This is a genomic window from Mucilaginibacter inviolabilis (genome assembly GCF_011089895.1).
In the GTDB taxonomy this organism is placed as follows: Bacteria; Bacteroidota; Bacteroidia; order Sphingobacteriales; family Sphingobacteriaceae; genus Mucilaginibacter; species Mucilaginibacter inviolabilis.
In genome coordinates this window covers 399,885-423,208 of sequence record NZ_JAANAT010000003.1, presented here as the reverse complement: position 1 = coordinate 423,208, position 23,324 = coordinate 399,885, and the positions used below count along the sequence as shown (strand labels likewise).

At 40.2% G+C, this 23,324-nt stretch carries 14 protein-coding genes and 1 tRNA gene; 4 read left to right on the top strand and 11 right to left on the bottom strand.

Annotated elements, in window-relative coordinates; genetic code table 11:
- Positions 1–17: 17 nt before the first annotated feature.
- The 8 genes from G7092_RS21830 to G7092_RS21795 all read right to left on the bottom strand — a co-directional run bounded on the left by G7092_RS21830 (position 18) and on the right by G7092_RS21795 (position 15,540).
- A complete protein-coding gene (locus G7092_RS21830) occupies positions 18–3,545 on the bottom strand; it encodes an RHS repeat domain-containing protein (RefSeq protein WP_166092518.1) in 3,528 nt (1,175 codons plus the stop codon).
- 66 nt (positions 3,546–3,611) lie between these two features.
- Positions 3,612–4,724 carry a hypothetical protein gene (locus tag G7092_RS21825; RefSeq protein ID WP_166092516.1) on the bottom strand — a complete coding sequence of 371 codons (1,113 nt, stop codon included), beginning with the start codon at positions 4,722–4,724 and terminating at the stop codon, positions 3,612–3,614.
- Between the two features lie 965 nt (positions 4,725–5,689).
- Entirely contained in the window at positions 5,690–6,106 is a 417-nt protein-coding gene (locus G7092_RS21820) for a hypothetical protein (protein WP_166092514.1), read from the bottom strand.
- Between the two features lie 11 nt (positions 6,107–6,117).
- Positions 6,118–9,726: a DUF6443 domain-containing protein gene (locus tag G7092_RS21815; RefSeq protein ID WP_166092512.1), complete on the bottom strand. Its 3,609-nt coding sequence runs from the start codon at positions 9,724–9,726 to the stop codon at positions 6,118–6,120.
- A 14-nt stretch (positions 9,727–9,740) separates the two neighbouring features.
- Positions 9,741–13,403 (bottom strand): RHS repeat domain-containing protein, encoded by a 3,663-nt coding sequence (locus G7092_RS21810; RefSeq protein WP_166092510.1) that lies wholly within the window; start codon positions 13,401–13,403, stop codon positions 9,741–9,743.
- Between the two features lie 4 nt (positions 13,404–13,407).
- Positions 13,408–14,448, bottom strand: a complete 1,041-nt coding sequence (locus G7092_RS21805) for a hypothetical protein (RefSeq protein WP_166092507.1) — start codon at positions 14,446–14,448, stop codon at positions 13,408–13,410.
- A 585-nt stretch (positions 14,449–15,033) separates the two neighbouring features.
- Positions 15,034–15,108, bottom strand: a tRNA-Val gene (locus G7092_RS21800).
- A 117-nt stretch (positions 15,109–15,225) separates the two neighbouring features.
- Entirely contained in the window at positions 15,226–15,540 is a 315-nt protein-coding gene (locus tag G7092_RS21795; RefSeq protein ID WP_166092505.1) for a hypothetical protein, read from the bottom strand.
- An 835-nt stretch (positions 15,541–16,375) separates the two neighbouring features.
- On the opposite strand from G7092_RS21795, the gene G7092_RS21790 reads away from it, so the two are divergent.
- Positions 16,376–17,086, top strand: coding sequence for a ferritin-like domain-containing protein (locus tag G7092_RS21790; RefSeq protein ID WP_166092503.1), 711 nt, complete (start codon positions 16,376–16,378; stop codon positions 17,084–17,086).
- Positions 17,087–17,098: 12 nt separating this feature from the next.
- Positions 17,099–17,989, top strand: coding sequence for a ferritin-like domain-containing protein (locus tag G7092_RS21785; RefSeq protein WP_166092501.1), 891 nt, complete (start codon positions 17,099–17,101; stop codon positions 17,987–17,989).
- A gap of 112 nt (positions 17,990–18,101) precedes the next feature.
- On the opposite strand, the gene G7092_RS21780 is transcribed toward G7092_RS21785, so the two are convergent.
- Together G7092_RS21780 and G7092_RS21775 are read right to left on the bottom strand one after the other, a co-directional pair.
- The gene (locus tag G7092_RS21780) at positions 18,102–18,557 is read right to left on the bottom strand and encodes a thioredoxin family protein (RefSeq protein ID WP_166092498.1); all 456 of its coding nucleotides are present in this window, start codon (positions 18,555–18,557) and stop codon (positions 18,102–18,104) included.
- 101 nt (positions 18,558–18,658) lie between these two features.
- On the bottom strand, positions 18,659–20,413 hold the full coding sequence (locus G7092_RS21775) for a DUF6600 domain-containing protein (RefSeq protein ID WP_166092495.1): 1,755 nt from the start codon (positions 20,411–20,413) through the stop codon (positions 18,659–18,661).
- Between the two features lie 207 nt (positions 20,414–20,620).
- On the opposite strand from G7092_RS21775, the gene G7092_RS21770 reads away from it, so the two are divergent.
- A complete protein-coding gene (locus G7092_RS21770) occupies positions 20,621–21,583 on the top strand; it encodes an isopenicillin N synthase family dioxygenase (RefSeq protein ID WP_166092492.1) in 963 nt (320 codons plus the stop codon).
- Between the two features lie 61 nt (positions 21,584–21,644).
- Here G7092_RS21770 and G7092_RS21765 read toward each other — a convergent pair whose 3' ends face one another.
- Positions 21,645–22,562 (bottom strand): aromatic alcohol reductase, encoded by a 918-nt coding sequence (locus tag G7092_RS21765; RefSeq protein ID WP_166092490.1) that lies wholly within the window; start codon positions 22,560–22,562, stop codon positions 21,645–21,647.
- Between the two features lie 241 nt (positions 22,563–22,803).
- Between G7092_RS21765 and G7092_RS21760 the strand changes: the two genes are divergently transcribed.
- Positions 22,804–23,223 carry a winged helix-turn-helix transcriptional regulator gene (locus tag G7092_RS21760; RefSeq protein WP_166092488.1) on the top strand — a complete coding sequence of 140 codons (420 nt, stop codon included), beginning with the start codon at positions 22,804–22,806 and terminating at the stop codon, positions 23,221–23,223.
- Positions 23,224–23,324 lie beyond the last annotated feature (101 nt).

The following is a 23,324-nucleotide window of genomic DNA, read 5'->3' as shown; positions in this document are numbered from 1 at the left end:
TTAGGTTGTTCCTTCAGTTATTGACCCTGGAAATGATAGTCCATATGTTTTATAATATTCCCGTCTTTGTCCTTCACATTCATTAAGCGCTGGAAGCTATCGTACTCATACGTCGTCGTCTCGCTTTTAGCATCTGTTGAACTTGTTATACCAACTAAAGGATCATAGGTGTAGGTGGTCATCTGTGCATCTTTAGGATAGATCCGGATGTCATCATAGGCATCTCCTCCCGTCATTGTAAAACTTGTTGCTGTATAAACCTGTTCAGATTGATATTGCCAAATCCCGCTGCTTCTATACCAGTAACTGATCACATAAATACGGCTGTTCGGCCTGGTCCAGCTTATGGTTGCATTGGTAGTGTACTTCTTTCCGGTATGAGCCACTCCTGTAGTTGTTCCTGTTGCAACACTTTCTTCAAATCCTTCATAATAAAACTCAGAGGATGAAGCATTTTTTACTTGTGCAATAGGTAGTCTATTACTATCCCATTGATAACTATTGTAAGCGCCGCCAACTAAAGTTTGCGATACAATATCACCTGATGTATTATAATTAATATTGGCAACCCTGGGTTCCAGGGCTTGGTTTCCATTTTGAAAAAACATTGTATCAGGCAAGGCAAAACCATTAGCTATTTTATAATCTGTACGGCCCTTGAAAACCGGAATGCTATTTTTAAATTGCTCTCTTTGAAGTACTGCTCCCAATTGATTAGTATTCAATAAATATTGAGCTGCAGTAACCGCTCCTGGTCTCAGTCCGGTTATACTGGTTAAATCTGTTGCATATTTGAACGTATTGATAATATTATCACCTTTACTATTGATCAACGTATTTTGTGATACTTGCGGGTTTCCCGGATTGTTATAAGTATTGATTACATATGATTTTATCGGATTGAGACCGTTTAAATCATATGTAGTTTTAGTAACCGTATCGGGATAGGTCCAATAGGAGGTAAGCTTATACATAGCAATATCATAAGGGGCTGTTTCATAAGGTTGCACAACTCCGGGATTATTGCTGCCACCCAATCCGGTAAATTCTTGTCTGATCACATATACTGTTCTCTGCTTAAAATACCGGTTATCTAATTTATAATTATTGATTGTTTGCTCAACAGGTATATAAGATGATGATTTTAATTTATACACGGTGGTCTGCAGTTCTGCGCCATTATTTATTCCGTTGTTAGATAAGGGCGCATTTGCTATCTCCTTACCAAAAACGAGACGGCTGGGAACATCCTGATTTACAGAAAAAATGTGTTCTGTAACACCATGATTGACTACATCACCATCATCTTCTGTTACGGCAGAGTAATACAAATAACTTCCTTCGGTTGAATATAAATTCCTTAGGCTGTTTGACTGTGCTACCTGGTAGATACAAGGTGTGCCGTTTAAATCCGCATAACTTTGAGGTGGCAAACCATTGCTACCGTCAGTAGAAAAACTGCAATTAAGTAATGTTTGACTATCGTAGAAGTATTTTGGTTCAAAACCGACTACCTCACCAGATGGCATAGTATCATTCAGTTTAGTATAATTATATGTTTTTACCATATCCGGGGCATTGCCAGATGATGTAATAACCCTTTTAACTCTTAGGCCCGGGGCTTCATACAATCCCATTTTATAGGTAGCTGGCGTAGGCGGAAGAAATACGTCAACTTCACCAGACACAACTGATCCATAAGCCGTTACTGTCAGAACATATTGATGATTTAACAGGAAATTGACCATTGGATAAGTATGGGTCGTATTAGCCTTTGTTGTCCCGCTTAATACAATCCCGCCTGCCGTTTGATCCAGTATCTGGAATTCGCTGATGCAATGAAGGTCATAGGTTCCATCACCGGCAAGGCCTGTACAAATATTCTTTACCATTAAACTTCCGGAAGCATAAAATGGGGCACTGGTTACAGATTGTGGAGATTTAGCGCCAACACCAACCGTTCCTAATATTAAAGTATTGTCCTTCTGTGGTTGATCAAGTACTCTTCCATAAATTATATTAGCTTCATATTCTATACTATCGTAACCTCCTGGTGGATACTGAATTTTTGATAAAGTTCCTACTTTTGAATAGTTAAAATCAGGGGTTTTATTAGCAAGATTGGTCGGGAACAGATTGGTATATTGATAATCGGCTTCAGGCTGTGGGATAAGATGACTGTTTGTTTTGCCATTAAAATAGCCGTAAGTATCCCTTGAATAAGATAGTCTGGAGGGCATTTTATCCAAATTATTATAAGAAAACTTATAAACCTGTTTCTTTCCCGAAAGAGGATCAACCTCTTCCAAACCCATCAAAAATGGTCTGTGATTTACCCCGGTATGCGTTTGAGAATATGTACTCAGATATTGTGTAGACACCACATCTTGTTGCAGCAAATTGATTTTTTTAAAAAGATGTCCGTCACTTTTACTATATAGGCAGATATTATTTAATAAACTATCGAGAGTACCTACACCGTTATTATAATTAAATTTATAGGTTACATATTTACTATCAATAGCAGACAAAAAGTAGGTTTGTGTATTTAATTGATTATAACATAAGCTTGTCTTATCTACAATCGGGCAGGTTTTTGGAGTTGAACCTGTCACAACAAGAGAACAGCCTGTAGACGATGTTGATTGCGGCGTTTTGGTTATGCTTTCATTTACACTGGCCTGATAATCAAAGGAGATTGGCTTATAGCTAAATGTAATGGAGTCTGCCAAAGGATGCTTAATTTTGGTGAGATACCATGCTGTTGGTACCGGATAATCAAATATTTTTCCGCAATAAGTGCCAGAGGTTGATGAATATGTTTGTTCTGTAGCAGCATTGCCTCCAAAATAATACTTCGCACCATCAGGTGTAGTAGCTATAAAATTCCAGGCTGTTGCGGAAACTGAAAGATCTTTTTGAATCTTAATAGGTTCATTGGCAATAAGTATCAAGCTGTCTGTTTGAGGATCTATATAAAATTTACCACTGTATCCAGAAAAACTATACTGATATATATCGGGTTGTGTGTCATAAGGACTGTTGGAGGCCGACATAGCCCCTAGTTTTATTTTTTCAAATGTTGGTCTGTCATTGATATAGTTTTCCAAATTCTCTGGTAAAGCTACAAAGACAGTATGGCCAGCAACATCAGGGGTCCCCATAACGGTCCGGCTTATGACTCCTGAACCATTTAAAACCCAGCCCATGCCTGCTCTTGATGATATCTCATCAACTTTTAAACCATTGGTAGAATAATTAAGATCGACCGAAAACGACAATTTAGGGCTTTTGATTTGAAACAAAGAGACATGCGCCTGGCTAGTTCCGGTGGATAAGCCAGGATGCAGTCCACCGTATTTTGTCATCTGAAATGCCTCTGGAGAAGGCGGTAAAATATTGGTCAAATCTGTAAACGGATCTGTATCTGTAGCAGAATGCCCTTGCCCATAAGCGCCTTTAAAGCTAGTGGATAAAAGGCACAGAGCAATAAAAAAGCCCCGTCTGATCAGTTTTAAATATGGTAAACAACTATTTATTGACATTGTCTTAATTGAGATAATATAATGAAACAATTAATTTGAACACTTTTTTTATTTACAGGAAAAATCCTAATTATGAATAAGTCCGTTAACCGTTTCAGCCAATCGATCAATTTGTTCTTGTTGTGCTTTTAGTTTTGATTTTAAAGTATTATTAATTTCAATTTGCTCTTTTTCATTTTTGTCTTTTTCAATCAAATACAAAGTCAATTCCTCAACCTTTTTCATTAACAGTTTATTCATTTCCCCCAGGTTCAAACCTTCTTTAGCAATTTGCTGCTCTGATGGAATTTCTGGTAAATGTTGGTTTTGATCGATATAGGCTTTTACTTCCTGCAAGGACGGTAGCTGATAATCTTTTTTTAAAACATAATCCGACCAACCTAACATGTCAACTACCACCGATTGAGAATGGATTTTACCTCTTACATCCAATTTATTCTGAGGATTTATCATTCCAATACCTATATTTCCGGCACCATCAATAATCAGGTCATCTCCATAATATAATTGATAGCCTGTTCCAAATTTGTTGATATTACGTCGGGTACCTAAAATCATTTTTCCAACTGCACCAGGAGAGGCCGTACCAGGAACAGTTATAATTCGGGCCTGTCCCCAAAAGTTGGTTCCGTCTGGATTTGCGGGCAATACAAACTCCAATTGAGCACCTGTTGCCGCTGATCTGCTCCCTCCAATATTTCCCTGTATAACCAATCCTCCTCCGGAGATTGCTTTTGAATTATCTGCCTCATATGTTGCTCCGGTACCAACCACATGAAGACTCGTTTGTGGGTTTGTTGTTCCGATACCTAAATAGCCATTGGAAGTAAGACGCATAGCCTCAAACCAACCAGTACCTCCATAGTTCCAAAATGCGAGATTACTCGGAACTCCTGGTGTACTGCTTCCAATAATACCTATCTGACCTGAGCTATCATAACCAAGGTTTATACCTCTATAGTTAGTGTGATCTTGTAGAAAAGCTGCATTAGCTTTACCTGTAGCACTAAAGGCTCCTCCTGTTCCAGTTACATCAAGGACTTGAGACGGTGCTGTGGTTCCAATACCAACAGAATTGGTGGTTGAAGTAATGGTATTCGCTCCATTAGTTGTCCACTGTGCATGCACTAATGACGAAAAGCTTAAAAATAGGGATAGGGAAAGGAATAGTTTCTTCATAATATAAGGAGCTTAAAGTTTACTTAAAAAAATAAGGGCAAGATCGATCTGTAACAGACTGATGCTAAATTGTCATGAAATGAATAAAATGTACTTGATTGAAGCCTTTCTTAAAGCTATTGATTAGAGTTCTTACTGTGATAATGCGATCATATTGCAGAGTTAAGGTGCTTCAAATATAATTATTTATCATTTTAAACAAATGTTGAGTATAAAATATTCATATTGTTCAGGGCACTAATTAATAAACATTTGTGAATTGTTTTTGGGACCTTTTGTGAAGAGAAAAGACACGAGTTCACACCATCCCCTATCTATAATTTGATGCAAGCATAGCTCCTGTTTTGAAACCTTTTCAAAAGTCATTACTTAAGGTAAGCAGGTGAGCTATTTAACCTTATAATAACTTTACACGTCTTGTATCTAATAAAACTGTATTTTGAAAATGTGCAGACTTCGCAGTCAATTTTAAACTACATGAGGATGTAAATCAAGACTGTTCTAGAGCATAATTATTTCCTGTTTTTTGAGTGTTTTTGTAAGTACCCTTATAATAGTAAGATTGTTAGAAAATAGGAAAGGGGAATGCGGTTGGGGATGGTTTATATGCTATATCTGCCTACTGTATTTAAACGGTAGATTGTTGTTAGACTTGTAATTGGCTCTATCGGTTATTTGAAGCTTGTTTAAATTGATCGGATGTTGTTGGTGTGGATTAGTTGGGGGTGATTCTAAACTATTCGTCTTAAAAGGTAAACCAATCTATTATTCACCCATTACTTATCATCAGTTATCTTTTAATAAAGTAGCTAAATCCTGCTTTTATAAATATTAGATGGCCTCATTCAACGCGCAAAAACAAGGTTAGTTTATAAAAAGTAAAAGCCCAATCGTTATGGTTGGGCTTGATATTGTGTTTACTTTTCCTGTTTACCACAAGAGGGGCGTTTGCTGTAGAGGGAAGACTAAGCATTATTATTTATAAATTCAATCTTCCTTAGGGGGTTATTTATAATATTCAATAGAAAAAGTCCCCAATCAAATTCGTCATCATCTAAATATTCAAATGGTGATAACTGATTATATGAAGGCTCAACAGGATAAATAAACTTGGTGATCATTGAAGTACCATCGTATAGATAAAATACCTTTTCTGTGTTAATACCTGATATTTCAATTTTGGAAAAACAACTCTCACCAATAAAATACTTTAAATCATCTAATTGCAAGAATAATTTACGCTCCCACGCAAATAAAGCTATTATTACCTCATCAATATCCTTATACCAACCGATGGTTTCCTTTTCGGAATTGTCTATTATTACTCTTTTATTCTCTAAATCAAAAAAATGATTTAGAGAATCGAAATTTTTAAGAATCATATTGTAAAATCTTAATATCCTAAATCTTTACCGCCTGTTCTCAATGCACTTTCAATTATGTCTTCCCAAGACTTTCCTTGTTTCCTTAAGTAATCTATAGTGGGACCCCATTTATCTCCATATTTGTTTAAATTTCGTTCAAATATTTTTTCCAATTCATCCCGAGGTGTCATCGCTTTATATTTTTCACCTATTTCTCGGCGCATTTGGGAAACAGTTCTAGCGATTTCTTCGGAAGAAGATCCGCCAATCCGCATTTCATCAACAACTTTGGATAGCCCTCTTACTTCAGCTACATAGCTAGCCCTCAAATTTATTGGCAATTTAGTTACTATTAACGCATCTGCAAAAGCCAAAATAGACCCGACCACAATTACGGGATCGCTCCATTGTGATTTAACATAATCCATTTGAAATTTTTGCATATCTTTTGCATCACCAGTAATCCATGCCTTTATTTCTTCTTCTTGTAAACTCTCATCTAAGCTAAAAAATCCAAATGCATATCGATGCAGAACCTCATCACTGACTACTTTTTTAAACTTACTGCGCCAATAATTATTCCACTGTCGTGAATTAAGCACACCCGGGTTTTTTTGGGTTAATGTCCAAAGATTAATATTATATATAAAATCAGCTGTCATCTCCCAGGGAACCACATAAATATCATCACGACCATCATCGGTATTTAAATATATATGACCATATGGGCTTGCATATATCGTTTCTCCTTTCGGATCTATGTTTTTAACAGGGTTATTAGCAACATAATTATATGGAGACCAGTGTTGATATATATCAGTCAAGGGATCCACAGCCGTCCATCTAGCAATGACCGGATCATAAAATCGCGCACCATAATCGTATTGGGTCAGCTCTTCTTGCAACTCCTTCTGATTATAAAGATATTTATTCCCGGCATTCACCAACCGATGTACATTCATCCCAAATGGATAGTAATCATCTTCACCCACCTTACCATTGGCCTGATCAAATGCTACCCTGTTATTCCCCAGGTGATCTGTTAGGGTATATTCATACACATAATTGGCTCCACTCCTGTTTGCATGACCTTCCGCTGTTTGAATAAAGTCAATTGTGCCATCTGCCTTATATTGTATACCATTGATATAATCTGTGGATACTCCTGCACTGATCTTCCGTAATTTCTCTCCACTTGCATCATAAACATATGTAATGGTTGCTCCTCCGCTTACCGTCTGAGGCAAGTTGAGCATATTGTACGTAATATTATTATTATTACGTCCATCATGCAACATGTTTCCGTTATTGTCATAAGTATAGGTGCTTCCGGTGAGCCCGCTTACCGTTTGCAGTTGGTTACCAACGTAACTGTAAGTGTATGGAGCATTGGTTCCTCTGGTCAGTGATTTGATATTACCCAACTCATCATAACTAATATTGCTTTCACTAAAGCCTGCACTACTGATACCATTCGTTAACCGGTTCAGGGCATCATAACTATATTTAACAAACCTGTTCCCGCTTACTCCTGCATTATACACCTGTTCAGATATATTGCCATCGTATTGCGCAAGAGCTCCATTTGTTGGCAAATTATAGTTTAACTGCTCGGCAAAAAGCCTGGTAGGTGTGGTAGCGATAGCCGGGTCATTGACTTTCAACAACCAGCCTCTTTCATTATATAGGTAACTAATATCCTGCAGAAATGGGGAGCCGGCTACAGAATGCAGGTGTTTGGCTTGCAGCTGACCAATTTCATTATAATCGCTCTGAGACAATAGTACATTGCTTCCGCCATTAATCTGTTCCAAAGTTTGGGTTTTACGCCCCATATGGTCATATACATAAGTATTAACAATAGTAACTCCCAGCACAGCTGCTGTATTCCCTGTATTTTTAGTAAAATGCTGACGGGTGCTGGCTGTTAGTTCACTTGTAAAGTCATAGGTATTTGTAACCAGGTCATAGTTATAGGGGCTTGATACACCTCCTAAATAATGCTGAGAATATGATTGAGTTATTCTACCAAAATCATCATAGTACTGAACTGTCCATAATACATCCGGAGTGGCGTTGCCAAGCGTGTTAAGTACCGCCTTTTTTGTACCTGTAAGCAAGCCACGGGTCATTATACTGGCACCCGGGGGTGTTGTAAACGTTGTCGGTTTACCCGGAAAGGCATAGTCATCATAATAATTAACCGTTAAATTAGTCACGTTAGTTCCTATCGGATCACTCACATTATTGTAGCCGGTTGTTGTCGTATTATCTCTGGTTTCCCATTTAGTATGCGCAGGGTCATTAAAAAGGGCGATTTCTGCATTGAATAAAGTGCGGTTGGGCGAAGCGATGTTTGCATCTGCCGCGGTATTGGTAGATGCTGTGCCGGTCATCACCACCCGCCCCATAGCGTCGTATTTAGTAAAACTCCATTCCTGAAGTGTTTTATTACGCTGATTGGCATCCTGGCTCATAACCAATTGATCAAGTGTATTATATACCATAAACTCCCAACCTTTTCCAGGTATCTTTTTTTCTATCAGCCTGTTTCGTTGGTCATAGTGATAACTATATGCATAGTTTAAAAACACAGCGTCGGTCGCGCTTTCAGTCATGCTGGCGGGGTAGGCCGTTCCCGCAGGCAATGGAGGTATTACATAAGACAGATTATTGAGATAATTATATATGTAATAAGTGGCCAGATAAGTAGTAGAACCCGACTGAACTTTTTTACATACGATATGTCCTTCTTTATCTTTATATTCTATTGTATTGTTACCATTCTCATCTGTTGTAGTTGTTGAATACAATTGATTTGCGGGATAATAAGTATTGCCCCCGGTTACCCCGTTTCCTGTCGGATTCACCGCCCATTGCATTACATCATTTGTCCCATTCATCCCATAATCTGCCTTTACAGTATGCCCGCTACCACTTACTCCGCTGGCAGATAACTGCCAGGGTGCACCAGGCGCACCTTGCTCTAGCACCCGACTTAATGGGGAGGCCTCAAAAGTAGTACTTGACGAAGGGTAGGAGACCGAGCTTACCCCGACAGGTGGCGTTGTGTAGAACAGATTCTGACCGGCACCCGCTGTGAGCGCATCTGACTTGTAACTGCCGTCACTTATACCCGTAGGTGGGGCATAGGGCAAATATTTAGTTGCCTCCCGGCCAAGTTGATCGTAGGTGAATGGCTGTACAACGTCCTTATTAAGTGTCGACCCTTTTACCTGCACCGTTTGCAATCCCCGCCCTAATCCATCAAAATACTGTACTCTTTGCATCAGGTTACAACTCGTTTGCTGTGATGTTATGAACGAGTTTAAGGGTATCCTGGGAATTGTAGTTACAATAAAGTTTAGATTTTGACTGAAATTATTGGTTAGTGGTAAGCAGTCTGGAATACTAATTGAATATTTATAAGTATTATTGCTTGTAGCCGTCGCCGAGAAACCGGGCTGTAGCGTAATACTGGTTTCATTGAAGTAATTACCAGGCGTAGTGGCGGCTGTATTTAATTGAGCCGGACTGGGGATGTACTGGGCTTTTACATTCAAACTTAACAATACCAGTAAGCACGTCCATGACATCCTGAATGACAGGAGAAAGGTTTGATTTGCTTTTATTTTCATTAGTGATAAGGTTTTTATTGTCCCTGGTAATGATAATCTATATGTTTAATGATATTTTGATCCTTGTCCCTGACGTTCATTAATCGTTGGAAAGAATCATACTCATAATATGTTGTTTCTCCTTTTGGATCTATCGAACTCGTTATACCTATCAGTGGTTCATAAGTATAGGTAGTCATTTCCGCATCTACCGGGTATATTCTGATATCATCATAGGCGTTCGCCGACTGCATGGTAAAGGACGGCCCCTGATAACTTTGCTCTCCCGAATATTTCCACACCGAACCTGCGAGATACCAATAACTAATCTTATAAGTCCGTCCTGTAGCGGGAATCGGCCATGATACCGTATTGTTTGTACCATATTTTCTACCGGTATGTGCCTGGCCCGAGACACCCGCCGCACTCTCTTCAAAACCTTCGTAGTAAAACTCCTTGGTTCCCACAGTAGTGGTGTTGGTAGGATACAGAATACTTAAACCTGCAACATAACTAATATTAGGAAGGGTGTAAAACCCTGCAGAAGAAGTGAGACTATATGTCCCCGTTGCTAACCCTGTAATGGTTATAGCAGCTGATGGATTGGCATCTGTTACGGAAAGTGCGATGCTTTTAGAATATCCGTTTGGCCCGGTAAGTGTCCCGGTGATGTCTATATGTCCGCCATTCAAACTGATGAAGTTACCATTACCTGCCGTAATAGTTACAGAACCATTGGCAACACCGGTAGTAAATGGAGTAACCTGTGGGTCAGTATTTACTACAAAGCTCCCATCTCCCTTTTCATTGGAATAACCTATCGATGCTGTTTGTTGAGCTATTGGACCCAGGGTTACGTTATTTACGGCATTTTTTATTTGAACTACGGGGTAATTGTTATTATAACCCCACTCATATGACGTTATTACGCCATTTTCCTGCGATGTGCTTTTTAAGTTACCATTAGGATCATACATAAGGTATTCGGTCCTCCTATCGATATTGTTATTGGCAACTTTACTGTCCATGCTTTGCGGCAAAAAGTTAAAATCATCCCATTGCTTATAATTAAACTGTTTAAAATCAACCGGATCCGTACCTCTTGATATTTGCTGACTGATCATCGGACTAACAATATTTCTTTGTACCATGGCTTGATAAACAGCTCCTGAGCTGTTAAATGGGTAAGTGTATGTATAGTTTAAACTATTGTTACCGCTTGTACTAATTGTTTTGGAATTAATTTTTCGGTACTGGTTATCATAAACTGTATTAGTTATTTGTTCAACATAATTACCATCAGGCTTATACAAGCGTTCTGTTAATTGCGTAGGCACATAACTATAGAGGTATTTTCTGTTGGCGCTGGCAATATAAACCCAGTGCGAGTCGCAGATGAGTTCTGGTATTCCGGTAACCGAACGTATATAATTTAACGAACTTGGAATAGTCTGGAAGTTGCTGTAGGTTTTATCGGCTACTATTTTACCCGAGCTATTAAAGTTTTGCACAGACAATGGTTTACCACGTAATTCACTGTTTTCATTTAGGGGTAAAAACGGATACTGATTACCATTCAAAATTGCCAAAGCATTCGCATCACGAAAGGCGGCTCCACTACTGTAATTGGTAAAATTGCTGATGGTATAGCTTCCGTCAGAACGCTGTTCAACAACACTTGAATAACCGATGTAGGAACCCGCGCTATTCTGACTTGCCGGTATAACAGGCTGCGTATTAAAAAGGTTATAGGTATAACTACGACCATCATCTGCTACACCATTAAGGTTACTATAGGTATAAATAGGAATACCTGATAATTCTCCGCTTGATGGTAAAGTAGCCGGATCTGTTGTGTTGGTATAACCCTTTACATAAAAATAGTTGGAGGTCATCACATGGCCAAAACCGTCATTATTTATTATTTTTTTTATTCGTACACCTCCTGCATACCCACTACTTGATACAGGAGCGGCTGATGGATTATTAACATCTATTAATGCGCTATATTGGTGCAGTTCCGGAACAAACTGAGACGACCCTCCCGTAGGATAGGTGATTTTATCAAGAATTTCAGCAAAAGAATTGTTACTTGCATTCTTTTGATTGGTATATCCACTATAACTACTTGGCTGATGAACGTTGTTATAATATCCCCAGTGATCTGTTTGGTCTACCAGATATTCTGGTAATGCGAGCGGATTATAATCAAAGTGATACTGGTTAACCAAGCTGCCACTATTATCCAGGTTTTGAAAATCTTTTAATTTCAACCGGCTGGTTTCATCATAGTTTAAATGATATTTATATATGGTTGAATTATTAAACTTACTGGTAACTGTTATATCAGAAAGTTTGAGCCAAACAAACCTCCGGGCATAGTAGCTCATGGGGTCATCATTTGGTCCAAGATTTGGCGACAGAGTAGCCCTGTTCTGGCTGTAATATGGTATCCCAAAATCCTGATACTGCTCATTGTATCTTAGCAGCAAAGTAAAAATATAGTTATTATCGGCTAAATATTGCGATGGGAATACAGCAGCTCCTTGTGTAATTGATCTTATCGCCTGATTGTATTGATTGAGCGTATAGTATTTTGCGTTGCTGGCAGTTGTTTTGAAGTTAATAATACTGTTGGAGGTTTCGATAGAGCTCAGATAAATAGGAGATAATAGTTTACCACTATATACCCATTTACCATTAAACGCCGCGTCAAAAGCTTCCTGTCCACAAGGTACATTAAGATTAAAATAAGAGCTTATCCCCGTTGATCCTGGGCTGTATTTTTGTGCATAGGTATAATATAAGTCCAGCTGCGGAATAAATGGTCCTCGGTCATATTTAAACGTTATACTTTTCCCGTTTGGTAAAATTATGCTGGTCAGATACCAGCTTGTTGCAGTAAAAGAAGTATTCAATAGTTGATCTATCCAGTTTTCTGAATATTCTATAGCTTCATTTTCCCCGAAATTATACTGCGTGCCATCTTCGTCTGTCAAAGTAAAACTTCGAAATGTTTTGGTAACAGGGTTGTCCTGATTAAAGACAGGCACAAAACTCGGATTAAAAATAAATGGATATATAAAGCTGCCATCAAAAGATACTTTAATATCCCTGTCCGATTTTACTTTCCACTGCTGATTTTCGTTAAGATAGAAAGAACCACTTATACCCAAAAAATTAAAGTTAAACTCATCGGGAGCCAATTCATGATTAGCAGCGGGGGGATAGGGGCTACCGCTACCATGAAAATAATTATTCAGCGAAGTTGTTGTTTCCCAGTTTTGGTCTTGCAGATAATTTGTGTTATAGTAAAAGCCTTGTTTAGGGTTAGGTGAATTGGGGTTATTAGTAGCAAGTTCATCGGGAGCTGTCTTAACCACCCTTGTAATAACGCCACCAGCCATCAGGCTCCAGCCATTACCTACCCATCCTGGAGGTACATCCGGGTGCAAACCGGAATAATGATATGACAAACTAACGGGGATAGTAAAATTCCCTTCCTTGACTTGATAAATAGGCACACTAATATTAGGCGTTCCTGTAAATAGAGAAACCGGGACTTCACCATACAGTCCCAAGGTGCCTGCATTTGGCGTTGGGATGTTGATTTGAGTTATTGGTAATTTTTGGCCAAAGGAATTGGTAAACTTCAGTAGCAACATACATATGCCAACAATCCTGCAAAATGTTTTCATGGTATTATCTCTTTTTTAGCTTTTTTAACTCTTTTTTGATCTCCTCGTTTTCGCTTTTCATTTCAATCATATACAGTGTCAGCTCTTCAACTTTCTTCATCAACAGTTTATTCATTTCACCTAAATTCAAGCCATCTTTAGATATTTGTTGTTCAGATGGAACCTCTGGTAAATGTTGGTTTTGATCGATGTAAGTTTTAACTTCCTGGAGCGACGGGAGTTGGTAATCCTTTTTGAATACGTAATCAGGCCAAGCTGATTGTAATTTGACAGTAACGGCTTCCGCTATAATACCACCACCAACAGCCAGTTTGTTATTGCCCGTATTGCCAGTACTCAGGCCAATCATCAACCGACCATCACCGGTGAGCCACATCACTTGATTTTCTGTACCGGTATTGGAATGATTGTAAAATGCAAAGCCGCCCACGCTTCCACCTCCTTGATTGCTGATAAAGTCAGTTTCACCTGCGCCCTGCGTCCTATTCCATCCGATCAACATTTTACCCGTGTTTTCCAAAAAAGTCAGTGGTAAATTGCCATTTCTATTATCTATGTTTGCATTATTACCGGCTACAAGCGCAGTTCCATATACTTCCAGCTTAGCCGCTGGTGTTGTTGTCCCAATACCCACATTACCTGAAGATTGTATCGTCATTTTTGCATCATTCAGCGTAACGGTTGAATTGTCTATCGAATTATTGACTAAAAAATGCAAGTTCCCTACGCCATAGGCGTTCGTTCTTTCATGGACAATAGCAGCTTTCCACCAATTTCCGTTTAATTCATTAAGAAAGCCAATCCCAACAGCAGTACCAGCTGTCGTCGTACCATTCCCCGCCCCATTATTTGAGTTTCGAAAACCACCTGTGATATTTAATCCTAGGTTAGATATTTGTACTTGTAATGGAGAGACAGGCGTTGTTGTACCAATACCAACGGAATTAGTGGTTGAAGTAATAGTATTTGCTCCATTCGTCGTCCATTGGGCATGTACTAACGATGAAATGCTTAAAAATAGAAATAGTGAAAAGATGAGTTTCATGATAAGTAGGGCTAAGAGTTTATTATATAGTAGGCAAAATCAATCTGCTTAGATTGGTACCAAGTTGTTATAGAATAAATAAATGCTGATTGAAGCCTTTCTGAAGGCTAAAAGAGGCTATTGTGATAATATAATCATGTTGCAGGGTTAAGGTGCTCCAAATATAATTATTTATCATTTCGGCCCAATGACTTTCAATAATATTAATAATAACTTTATATATTATTAACACCCTCTTCCAAAAGCTTTTTTACAGTAAGAAACTTCTCATTAAAACAAACTCTCCTATACTCCATTCACCGGCATTGGTACTCTAAGTGGTTCAAATGATTTACCAAACCGTAATTAACATCATTACTTTTTAAATCATGCACAAGATATATTCTGCTTTTGTAAATTCTGTGTAGAAAGAATAAGGCGTCAATAGGTCCAATTCCTGTTTTAAGTCCTGGTGAAAGTCATTGTTCAGGGTGCCATTTCAATCCCTACTAACAATATACTATCAATCTGGGCTTCATTATAGCTATTTGAAACTATCATCAAACAAAAAACCCCTCAGAACTTAATCTGAAGGGTTTAAAAGTGTGGGAGTTACTGGGTTCGAACCAGTGACCCTCTGCTTGTAAGGCAGATGCTCTGAACCAGCTGAGCTAAACTCCCTTGCTTTTGGGTCTGCAAATATAGAAGTTCTGATCTATTCTTCAAAAAAAAATTTTGAATTTATATTAACCCGCTGATTATTAATAATAAAAATTACACAATGCCTTTTTTAAGATCTCACATAGCTATATTATTTCGCCCAGGGCGTGGGTCTTCGGGCAAAATTTCCATGTTTGGGCATTGGATATAGCTGGCATACCATTTTATGGCGCCAACAAGGTCAATAGCATCTTCTGCGGCAATATCAATGGTTTCAAAGGCAAATAATTTACTATTGGCATAGCCATATAACTGCACTTCGTCGTCATCGGGCCTAAACTGTTCCTCATCAAGACAATAAACCCTAACCTTTAAACGGGTATCCCTGGAATGAATAACATCCCGGCAAGGGTTTTTAGGATCGGTTGCCAATAAGTAAACGTTATGGTCCATAAACTGATAACAATGATATGGTGGTATGGTTTCCGGAGTTGGTATTTATATTTTTATTGAGCATCAATTATTAACTCCCGTGTAATTGATACCCACATATTGGGAAGTATTTTCTACAACACATTGATAAACAGCGCCTCAATTTGCCTTTTGCTTGCTTAATTATAGCTATTAGGCAATTGGCATTGCATTTGAATTAAGATTATTACCCTTCTAAAAGGGTTGTTTTTCATAGGTAGATGTAGGGCCGAAACACTGCGAGAGTTTTTCGGCCTTTTTTATTTTCCTTCCGGCAATCCCTTCAAATTTCCACAAGTCAACTCACACGAGTCTAAAGATTTATTTATAAAACTTTTTAAACCTTCATTTTTAACACTTTTCTGTATAAAAAATGGCCAAAAATGAGTCGAAAATCGCTTAAAATCTATCCAAAACCATCGATTTTAACACTTTTTAACAAATTTAAGTGCGTTTTTTTTGCTTTAAAAAGTTTCAATTTATTGAAAATCAAACAACTACACACTAAATAACTTATTTTACGGCTTGTTCTTCCCTTAACCAAACAGCCCGGTTTTTCGGATAAGCGAAAAACCGGGCTGCTGTATACTCACAAATATAACCAAAATAAATGGCAAAATCGGGCTGCCATTTTATATCCCTGATCCGTCTACCTTAGTGAAAATTTTTAATTACTTCGCAAGTGAAATTAATTTAAAATAAAACTACTCTTATTTGGAGTGGGTTATTTATCAACATTCGCCAATCCGGCATGTTCAATTAGGCGTATATCATCTACAAAACAAAACTAATTGAAACTTTCAAAAAATTAATTTCTATGAAAACAGACTCACAAGAAAGCATGTTAAATGCAAATATGGCCCGGAGGTCGTTTTTGCGTTATGCTGGTGTTGGTGTTGCCTCCGTGGGCTTATTGGCCACTGCTGCATCATGCCACAAAGATCATAAGATCACCCCCAATCCTCCTGCCGGTACTATTGACCTTGGCGCTTCGGGCGACTTAGCCATTTTAAACTATGCCTATGCGCTGGAGCAACTGGAAGCTGCCTTTTACTTACAGGTGACCGCTACTCCTTATAGTGGCATTACTTCGGCAGAAACATCTATGTTGACTGACATCCGCGATCATGAGGTTTTACACCGCGAATTTTTTAAAGCAGCCCTTGGCGCCGGTGCAATTTCATCTTTAACACCAGATTTTTCTTCTATCAACTTCAGCAGCCGCGCCAGTGTATTGGCAGCAGCAGCAGCTTTTGAAGATACCGGTGTTACTGCTTATGACGGAGCCGGTTACCTGATCACTACTCCGGCCTACTTAACTATAGCCGGTAAAATTGTTTCGGTAGAAGCACGTCACGCTGCATTGATCCGCGATTTGATCACTCCTGGTTCTTTTGCCGGACCAGATGTAGTGGATACCACAAACAGTTTAAATGCATCAGCCTCTATAGCCCAAGTGCTTAAGATAGCCAATACCTATTTAAAAACTAAAGTTACAGCAGTAAACTACGGTTACGCATCCGTTTAAAACCCCATCATCATGAATTTATTTAATATCATAGAAGAAATTGAAAATGTTGATCCGGAAGTTTACGGCAGAATAAGTGAACGCCGTGATGTGATCAAAAACATAACCAGCTTTGGTTCAAAAGTAGCATTAGCCGCTATGCCATTTGCAGTAGGCGCTATCTTTAAAAAAGCATATGCTCAAAGTTCATCTACCCCATCAGTAGTAGCGATATTGAATTACGCGCTTACATTGGAGTACCTGGAATCAACTTTTTATAATGCAGGTGCAGCCAAAGGAACCGCTTTGATACCAGCCGCAGCAGCTACCAATTACTTTAACCAGGTAACCCGTGATGAAAACAATCACGTAACCTTCTTAAAGGCTGTTATTACCTCATTGGGCGCCACACCGGTATCGGCACCTCAATTTGATTTAACCGCGGGCAACAACCAGGGTAATGGACCATTTAAGGATGTGCTAACCAACTATCAAACCTTTTTGGCCGTGGCCCAGGTGTTTGAAGATACCGGCGTACGTGCCTACAAAGGTCAGGCAGAAAATATTTTGGCTAACAAAGCAGCTGCAGAAGGTGTTAAAGCCGGTTTATACCAAACCGTATTAACTGCTGCGTTATCTATCCACGCAGTAGAAGCCCGTCATGCTTCGGCTATCCGCTCTATCCGTGGGCAAAACCCATGGATCACCAGTACCGCTACTGTAGGTAATGATACCGGCATTTCGCTTGTAAACGCCAATTATGACGGCGAGCAAAATGTAACCCAGGGCGGCGTTGATGTTACCACACTAAAAAGTTTTGCCGGTAGCACCACTTCTGTTTCTATAGCTACAGCGGCATTCGATGAGCCTTTAAGCATGACCCAGGTTTTAGCTATATTACAAGGCAGCTTTATTGTTAAGTAATCAGGTTTACTCTTTATATAAAAACAAAAGGGCCGGGTGAATTAATCACGCGGTCCTTCTTATTTGTAAGCTATTAGCCAGAGGCCGGTATTATTCTCCCTGATTAAGAGCCTTATTTATTTAAACCCTGCACACCAAATTTGATCAGATCATCTGGTTTAAGAAAGCCAACCGTTCCATAAACGGGTTTGCCGGCAGCATTAAAAATAATGAGCGTGGGATATGCCTGTAAACCCCATTGGGCGGCAAGCTCGGGCCCCTGGCCTTTTTCCATATCCATAGCTACGTTGATAAAATTGCTGTTGTAAAAAGCTATTACATCCTTATTTTTAAAGGTAGTAGCTTTAAGCAGCTTGCAGGGACCACACCAGGTGGCGTAGGCATCAACAAAAATATATTTCTTTTTAGCGGCAGCCTGTTTTAAAGCTTCGCTCCAGGAGTTTTCAATAAAATTAATTTGGTTTGCTTTTTTGTCGCCGCTTTTTTGCGCGGCTTGGGCATTCCCGTTAAACGGACATAAAAGAAAAAATAAAACAACAGCAAGACCGGCAGGAAAAAGGGTTTTCATCAATATAAAGGCTTAAAATATGAGCCATAAAAATAGCACATATAAACCGCTATTGGTTTATATGTGCTATGAATATCTGTTATATCAGCTAAACAATCAAATTATGGCCTGGTACGTTGACCTTCGCCTTGCTGCTGCTCTTGTTGCTGCCGCTGTTGTTGCTGGCGTTGAGCCTCTTGCTGTTGACGCTGGGCCTGTTGCTGTTGTTGTTGCTGCTGGCGTTGCGCCGCTTGTTGCTGACGCTGGGCCTGTTGCTGCTGTTGTTGTTGCTGACGTTGCGCGGCTTGCTGTTGTTGCTGAGCCTGCTGTTGTTGACGCTGAGCTGCCTGTTGTTGTTGCTGCTGCTGACGTTGTGCGGCCTGCTGCTGACGCTCGGCTTGTTGCTGCTGTTGTTGAGCTTGCTGTTGCTGACGCTGAGCTTGTTGCTGTTGACGCTGAGCTTGTTGCTGTTGACGCTGCACTTCCTGCTGTTGGCGCTGAGCCTGCTGTTGCTGTTGTTGAACTTCGCGCTGCTGACGTTGGGCCTGATCACGTTGTTGCTGCACCTCTTGCTGCTGGCGCTGAGCTTGCTGTTGCTGCTGTTGAACTTCGCGCTGTTGACGTTGGGCCTGATCACGTTGCTGCTGCACCTCTTGCTGCTGGCGTTGAGCCTGCTGTTGCTGCTGCTGAACCTGGCGCTGCTGGCGTTGGGCCTGATCACGTTGCTGCTGCACCTCTTGTTGTTGGCGCTGAGCCTGCTGTTGTTGCTGCTGAACATCCTGACGCTGGCGTTGGCCTTGTTGCTGCTGACGTTGAACATCCTGCTGCTGGCGTTGGCCTTGTTGCTGCTGACGCTGAGCTTCCTGCTGCTGACGTTGCAGTTGTTGCTGCTGACGTTGCTGTACAGCCGGATTTGTGTTAGGCTGTTGTGTACGTTGTCCGGCTGGTTGATTATTGTTAACTCTTACCAACCTGTTATTACTGCTCTTGGCAACTTCGGCCAGGCGGGCAGCATTATTACGGTTTACGGTTGCCTGTCCGCCTACGCGGTGCGCAATACCATTATTGGGGTTTTCTTTACGGTACTCAGTAGCATTTACTACCCTTGCTGGTCGCGCATCGGTACTCTTTCTGATCTCGGGTCTGTAAATATTAAGCCTGTTATTGGTAATACTTGTTCTGGAGCCGGAGCCAGGCTGGTTAATATTATTAACCCGGTATACCTGCACATTTTGACGGGTTACCCGCCTAACTTCATTAACCGGTGGACCAGTTACATAAGTACGATTATTATAAACGTAGGTATTGTTAATAACCGTTGTATTATGAATAATGTTAACCACCCGGGTATTTGATACATAATAATTATTGATGTTAGGGCGGTTAATATAGGCTTGCGGTGCACATACCCAATAGTAATCGGGCACGCGATAGCTATTGCCGAATGAAATACTGATGCTGATACCCGGTGTTAGCGGAGCCCATCCGTAATAACCACCGCCACTTCTCCAGCTTACCCAGGCCGGTGCCCATTCATGACCAGGAATCCATTCCCATCCATAATAATCATCATAGCGCCAGCGGCCGTAGTGAAAGGTGGCCCATCCCCAGGGATAATCAGAAACCCAGGTATTACCATAATCTGTCATTACCCAATGCCCGCGTGTGGCATAAGGCCTGAATCCGTCTTCGGCATCAGGTATCCAAACATTACCATAGTTAGGATCATCAACCCAGGTACCATACGGATCAAGATCATCATAGAATTGCTGATCAGATACATACTCTCCCTGCTGTGCCCTTACTTTATTTGGAGCGGCAAGCATTATCAAAAATGCTATTAAACATAAACCGCTTATTCTTTTTATAGCTTTCATTGTTTCATCAGGATTAAAATTTGACCGGTATACTCCGGTATCAATATAGCTATGACCCGTCAAATTATAAAACGTTTAACATTAAAATTGTTTTAATGTGCAACGGATGAGCGTAAGGAAGCAAACATTGTCTCAAAATTTTTATTTATACCTTGCATGTGCTATCTTAAAAATTAAATATTTTTACATCCCATTATCTATACCATTATGAGTACAGTAAATATCCCAAGGCTTGATCTGAACAATTATATTAACGGTAGCGCGGCCGACCGTCAGCAATTTTCAGACGATATAGGCAAAGCATTTAATGAAACCGGTTTTGTAACCATCACCAACCATGGTCTGAGCAAACAACTGATAGATGAGCTTTACGAGCAGGTGAAAGCACTTTTTACCCAGCCGGATGCTGTTAAACAAAAATATGAAATACCGGGTCTTGCCGGCCAGCGTGGTTATACCGGTAAAGGCAAAGAAACGGCCAAAGGCTTTAAAACACCCGATCTGAAAGAATTTTGGCAGATAGGCCAAACCGTTACCGATGGCTCACCTATTAAAGAGCAATACCCGGATAATGTGGTTGTTGACGAATTGCCCGCTTTTAATACCACCACCCGCGAAGTTTATAAAAAATTAGAATCGGCAGGTATACACTTATTAAGGGCCATTGCAGTTTATTTAAATTTAGAGGAAACTTATTTTGATAATAAAGTGCATAACGGCAATTCGATACTGCGCACTTTACATTATTTCCCTATTCTTGATCCGGATTCTGTTCCGGCAGATGCGGTACGTGCCGGTGCGCATGAGGATATTAACCTGATTACCTTGTTAATTGGCGCCAGCGCTGATGGACTGGAATTGCTTACCCGCGAGGGCACCTGGTTCCCGGTTAAGGCTCATGGCGAAGACCTCGTAGTTAACGTAGGCGATATGCTGCAACGTTTAACCAATAATAAGCTTAAATCAACCACGCACCGTGTAGTGAACCCGCCGCGCGAGCTGATGAAAAATTCCAGATATTCAGTTCCGTTTTTCCTGCACCCGGTATCTGATATGGATTTAACCAGCCTGGAAACCTGCATCAATGCCGAGCATCCCAAATTATACCCGGATATCACCGCCGGCGAATACCTGGATGAACGCCTGAGAGAGATAGGTTTGAAAATGTAATTTTGAAAAAGAAGGACCTTTTCGGGTACACGGGGCATGGTGTGTACCGGAAAAGGTTAATTTATTTCAGATTATCCTGAACCCACTGCTTAACACTCAATGTTTCAATTTTTTGCTCAGCGTTGAATGTTTTGTCGAAATCCCATGATACTCCTTTTCCCTCCGCAAAAACTACCCGATACTTTTTGATAATATCTCCGGCGTCATTCATCAATTCACTTTTTAGTTTAGCCAGGCTCCAATCCTCTCTCTTAAGCTTCCGATCTAGTGCAGCGTCTATGATATCGGCCAACTGTCCGTAAGTAATGGTATCTCCGGCCGTGTATACAATACTGTCTTCAATCGCGGGTTCAGCAAAATATATCCAAGCCGTTAACTTGCCGATATCTTCGGGGGTGGTTACTGTTACCGCGGTATTCCAGCTCCCCAATGCATGCACCGTGTTCTGTGCTAGGTTTACCACACCAAAAAAGGGTTCAAACAAGAAACTGGTGAACATTCCGGTAGAAATAATAACCCACTTTGTGCGATTTTGCGAACGCAGCAGGTTACGAACATCCAATTGCTCATCAAATGAATCCTGCGCGCTGCCTTTGCCTATAATGTCATAATCAACGCCAAATTGCCATGGGAAATACCGTTTTACACCCGCATTAAGTACGGCATGGGTTAGCTTTAATTGCAAACCACCAGCACCCGTTACAAAACCGGTACAGGAAATAACCGTATGAAAGTTTTTGAAAATAGCAGACAGTTCATGCACCGTGGCAGAAAGATCGCCGGGAAGAAAATCAATGCCAAGAGACTTTAGCTCGGCGATATCCCGTTGCTTGCTGGGATTATTAGAATTAATTGTTGATGAACGAAGAAGTACCGTAATGGTTGTTCCCGGAAAGCGTACCGCCTGCTTAGCCAAATGACGAAGAACGGCCATTCCAAGTTCGCCGGCACCCAAAACTAAAATTGAAGCATTTTGCATAAACCTTGATGATATTAGTTGATTTGTTTATTGAAGACCGATCCGCTTGATTTCTAAATGTTTTGTTTCTGTAAAAAGCGTTTATTGGTATTCGGCGGATCAGCTTATTTTTTTGAAACAAAAGTAAACCGCTGATGTATCTTTGCAGATAAGGCACCTTTTTGTTCCTTTGTAACTTAGGGGTTAGTAAATTGAAACTCAATACCTTTATTTTGGGCACATGCTTTTAACTGACAAACCAATGACCGATAACGAAATTATTTTAGCAGCCCAGGCTATTTGCGACGCGCTGAGCGAAGAACAAGATGGGCTTAAAAGAGATGTATTGAATCATGTAGGCAATACATGGTCGTTATTTGTAATTCACACCCTCGGCGTTGATGGGCGCATGCGTTTTTCAAGATTACAGGAACGTATAACGGGAGTAAGCCAAAAGATGTTAACAAAAAGCTTGCGCGAGCTGGAAAGGGACGGGCTGATTGCCCGAACGGCATACATGGAAGTTCCGCCCAGGGTTGAATATGAATTAACCGCGCTAGGCCGTGGGTTACTGATCCAGATTATCCCACTTTGGACCTGGGTTATCGAACATGCTGACACCTTTAGAGAAGCCAGGAATGCGTTTGATCTTAAAACAAAAAAGCAAGGCAATAACATCTGAAATTTTTTAGGCAGCTATCACGCTTTTAGTTTCACGCTTTCCTATAGGCTTCTACTCTTCTGTTAATACGAGATTACCCGGATTGTCACCATTTCAAGAAA

Bases quoted from the DNA above. Each gene is read 5' to 3' on its own strand.
- G7092_RS21830 (WP_166092518.1), bottom strand. From the start codon at position 3,545: ATGTCAATAAATAGTTGTTTACCATATTTAAAACTGATCAGACGGGGC.
- G7092_RS21825 (WP_166092516.1), bottom strand. From the start codon at position 4,724: ATGAAGAAACTATTCCTTTCCCTATCCCTATTTTTAAGCTTTTCGTCA.
- G7092_RS21820 (WP_166092514.1), bottom strand. From the start codon at position 6,106: ATGATTCTTAAAAATTTCGATTCTCTAAATCATTTTTTTGATTTAGAG.
- G7092_RS21815 (WP_166092512.1), bottom strand. From the start codon at position 9,726: ATGAAAATAAAAGCAAATCAAACCTTTCTCCTGTCATTCAGGATGTCA.
- G7092_RS21810 (WP_166092510.1), bottom strand. From the start codon at position 13,403: ATGAAAACATTTTGCAGGATTGTTGGCATATGTATGTTGCTACTGAAG.
- G7092_RS21805 (WP_166092507.1), bottom strand. From the start codon at position 14,448: ATGAAACTCATCTTTTCACTATTTCTATTTTTAAGCATTTCATCGTTA.
- G7092_RS21795 (WP_166092505.1), bottom strand. From the start codon at position 15,540: ATGGACCATAACGTTTACTTATTGGCAACCGATCCTAAAAACCCTTGC.
- G7092_RS21790 (WP_166092503.1), top strand. From the start codon at position 16,376: ATGAAAACAGACTCACAAGAAAGCATGTTAAATGCAAATATGGCCCGG.
- G7092_RS21785 (WP_166092501.1), top strand. From the start codon at position 17,099: ATGAATTTATTTAATATCATAGAAGAAATTGAAAATGTTGATCCGGAA.
- G7092_RS21780 (WP_166092498.1), bottom strand. From the start codon at position 18,557: ATGAAAACCCTTTTTCCTGCCGGTCTTGCTGTTGTTTTATTTTTTCTT.
- G7092_RS21775 (WP_166092495.1), bottom strand. From the start codon at position 20,413: ATGAAAGCTATAAAAAGAATAAGCGGTTTATGTTTAATAGCATTTTTG.
- G7092_RS21770 (WP_166092492.1), top strand. From the start codon at position 20,621: ATGAGTACAGTAAATATCCCAAGGCTTGATCTGAACAATTATATTAAC.
- G7092_RS21765 (WP_166092490.1), bottom strand. From the start codon at position 22,562: ATGCAAAATGCTTCAATTTTAGTTTTGGGTGCCGGCGAACTTGGAATG.
- G7092_RS21760 (WP_166092488.1), top strand. From the start codon at position 22,804: ATGACCGATAACGAAATTATTTTAGCAGCCCAGGCTATTTGCGACGCG.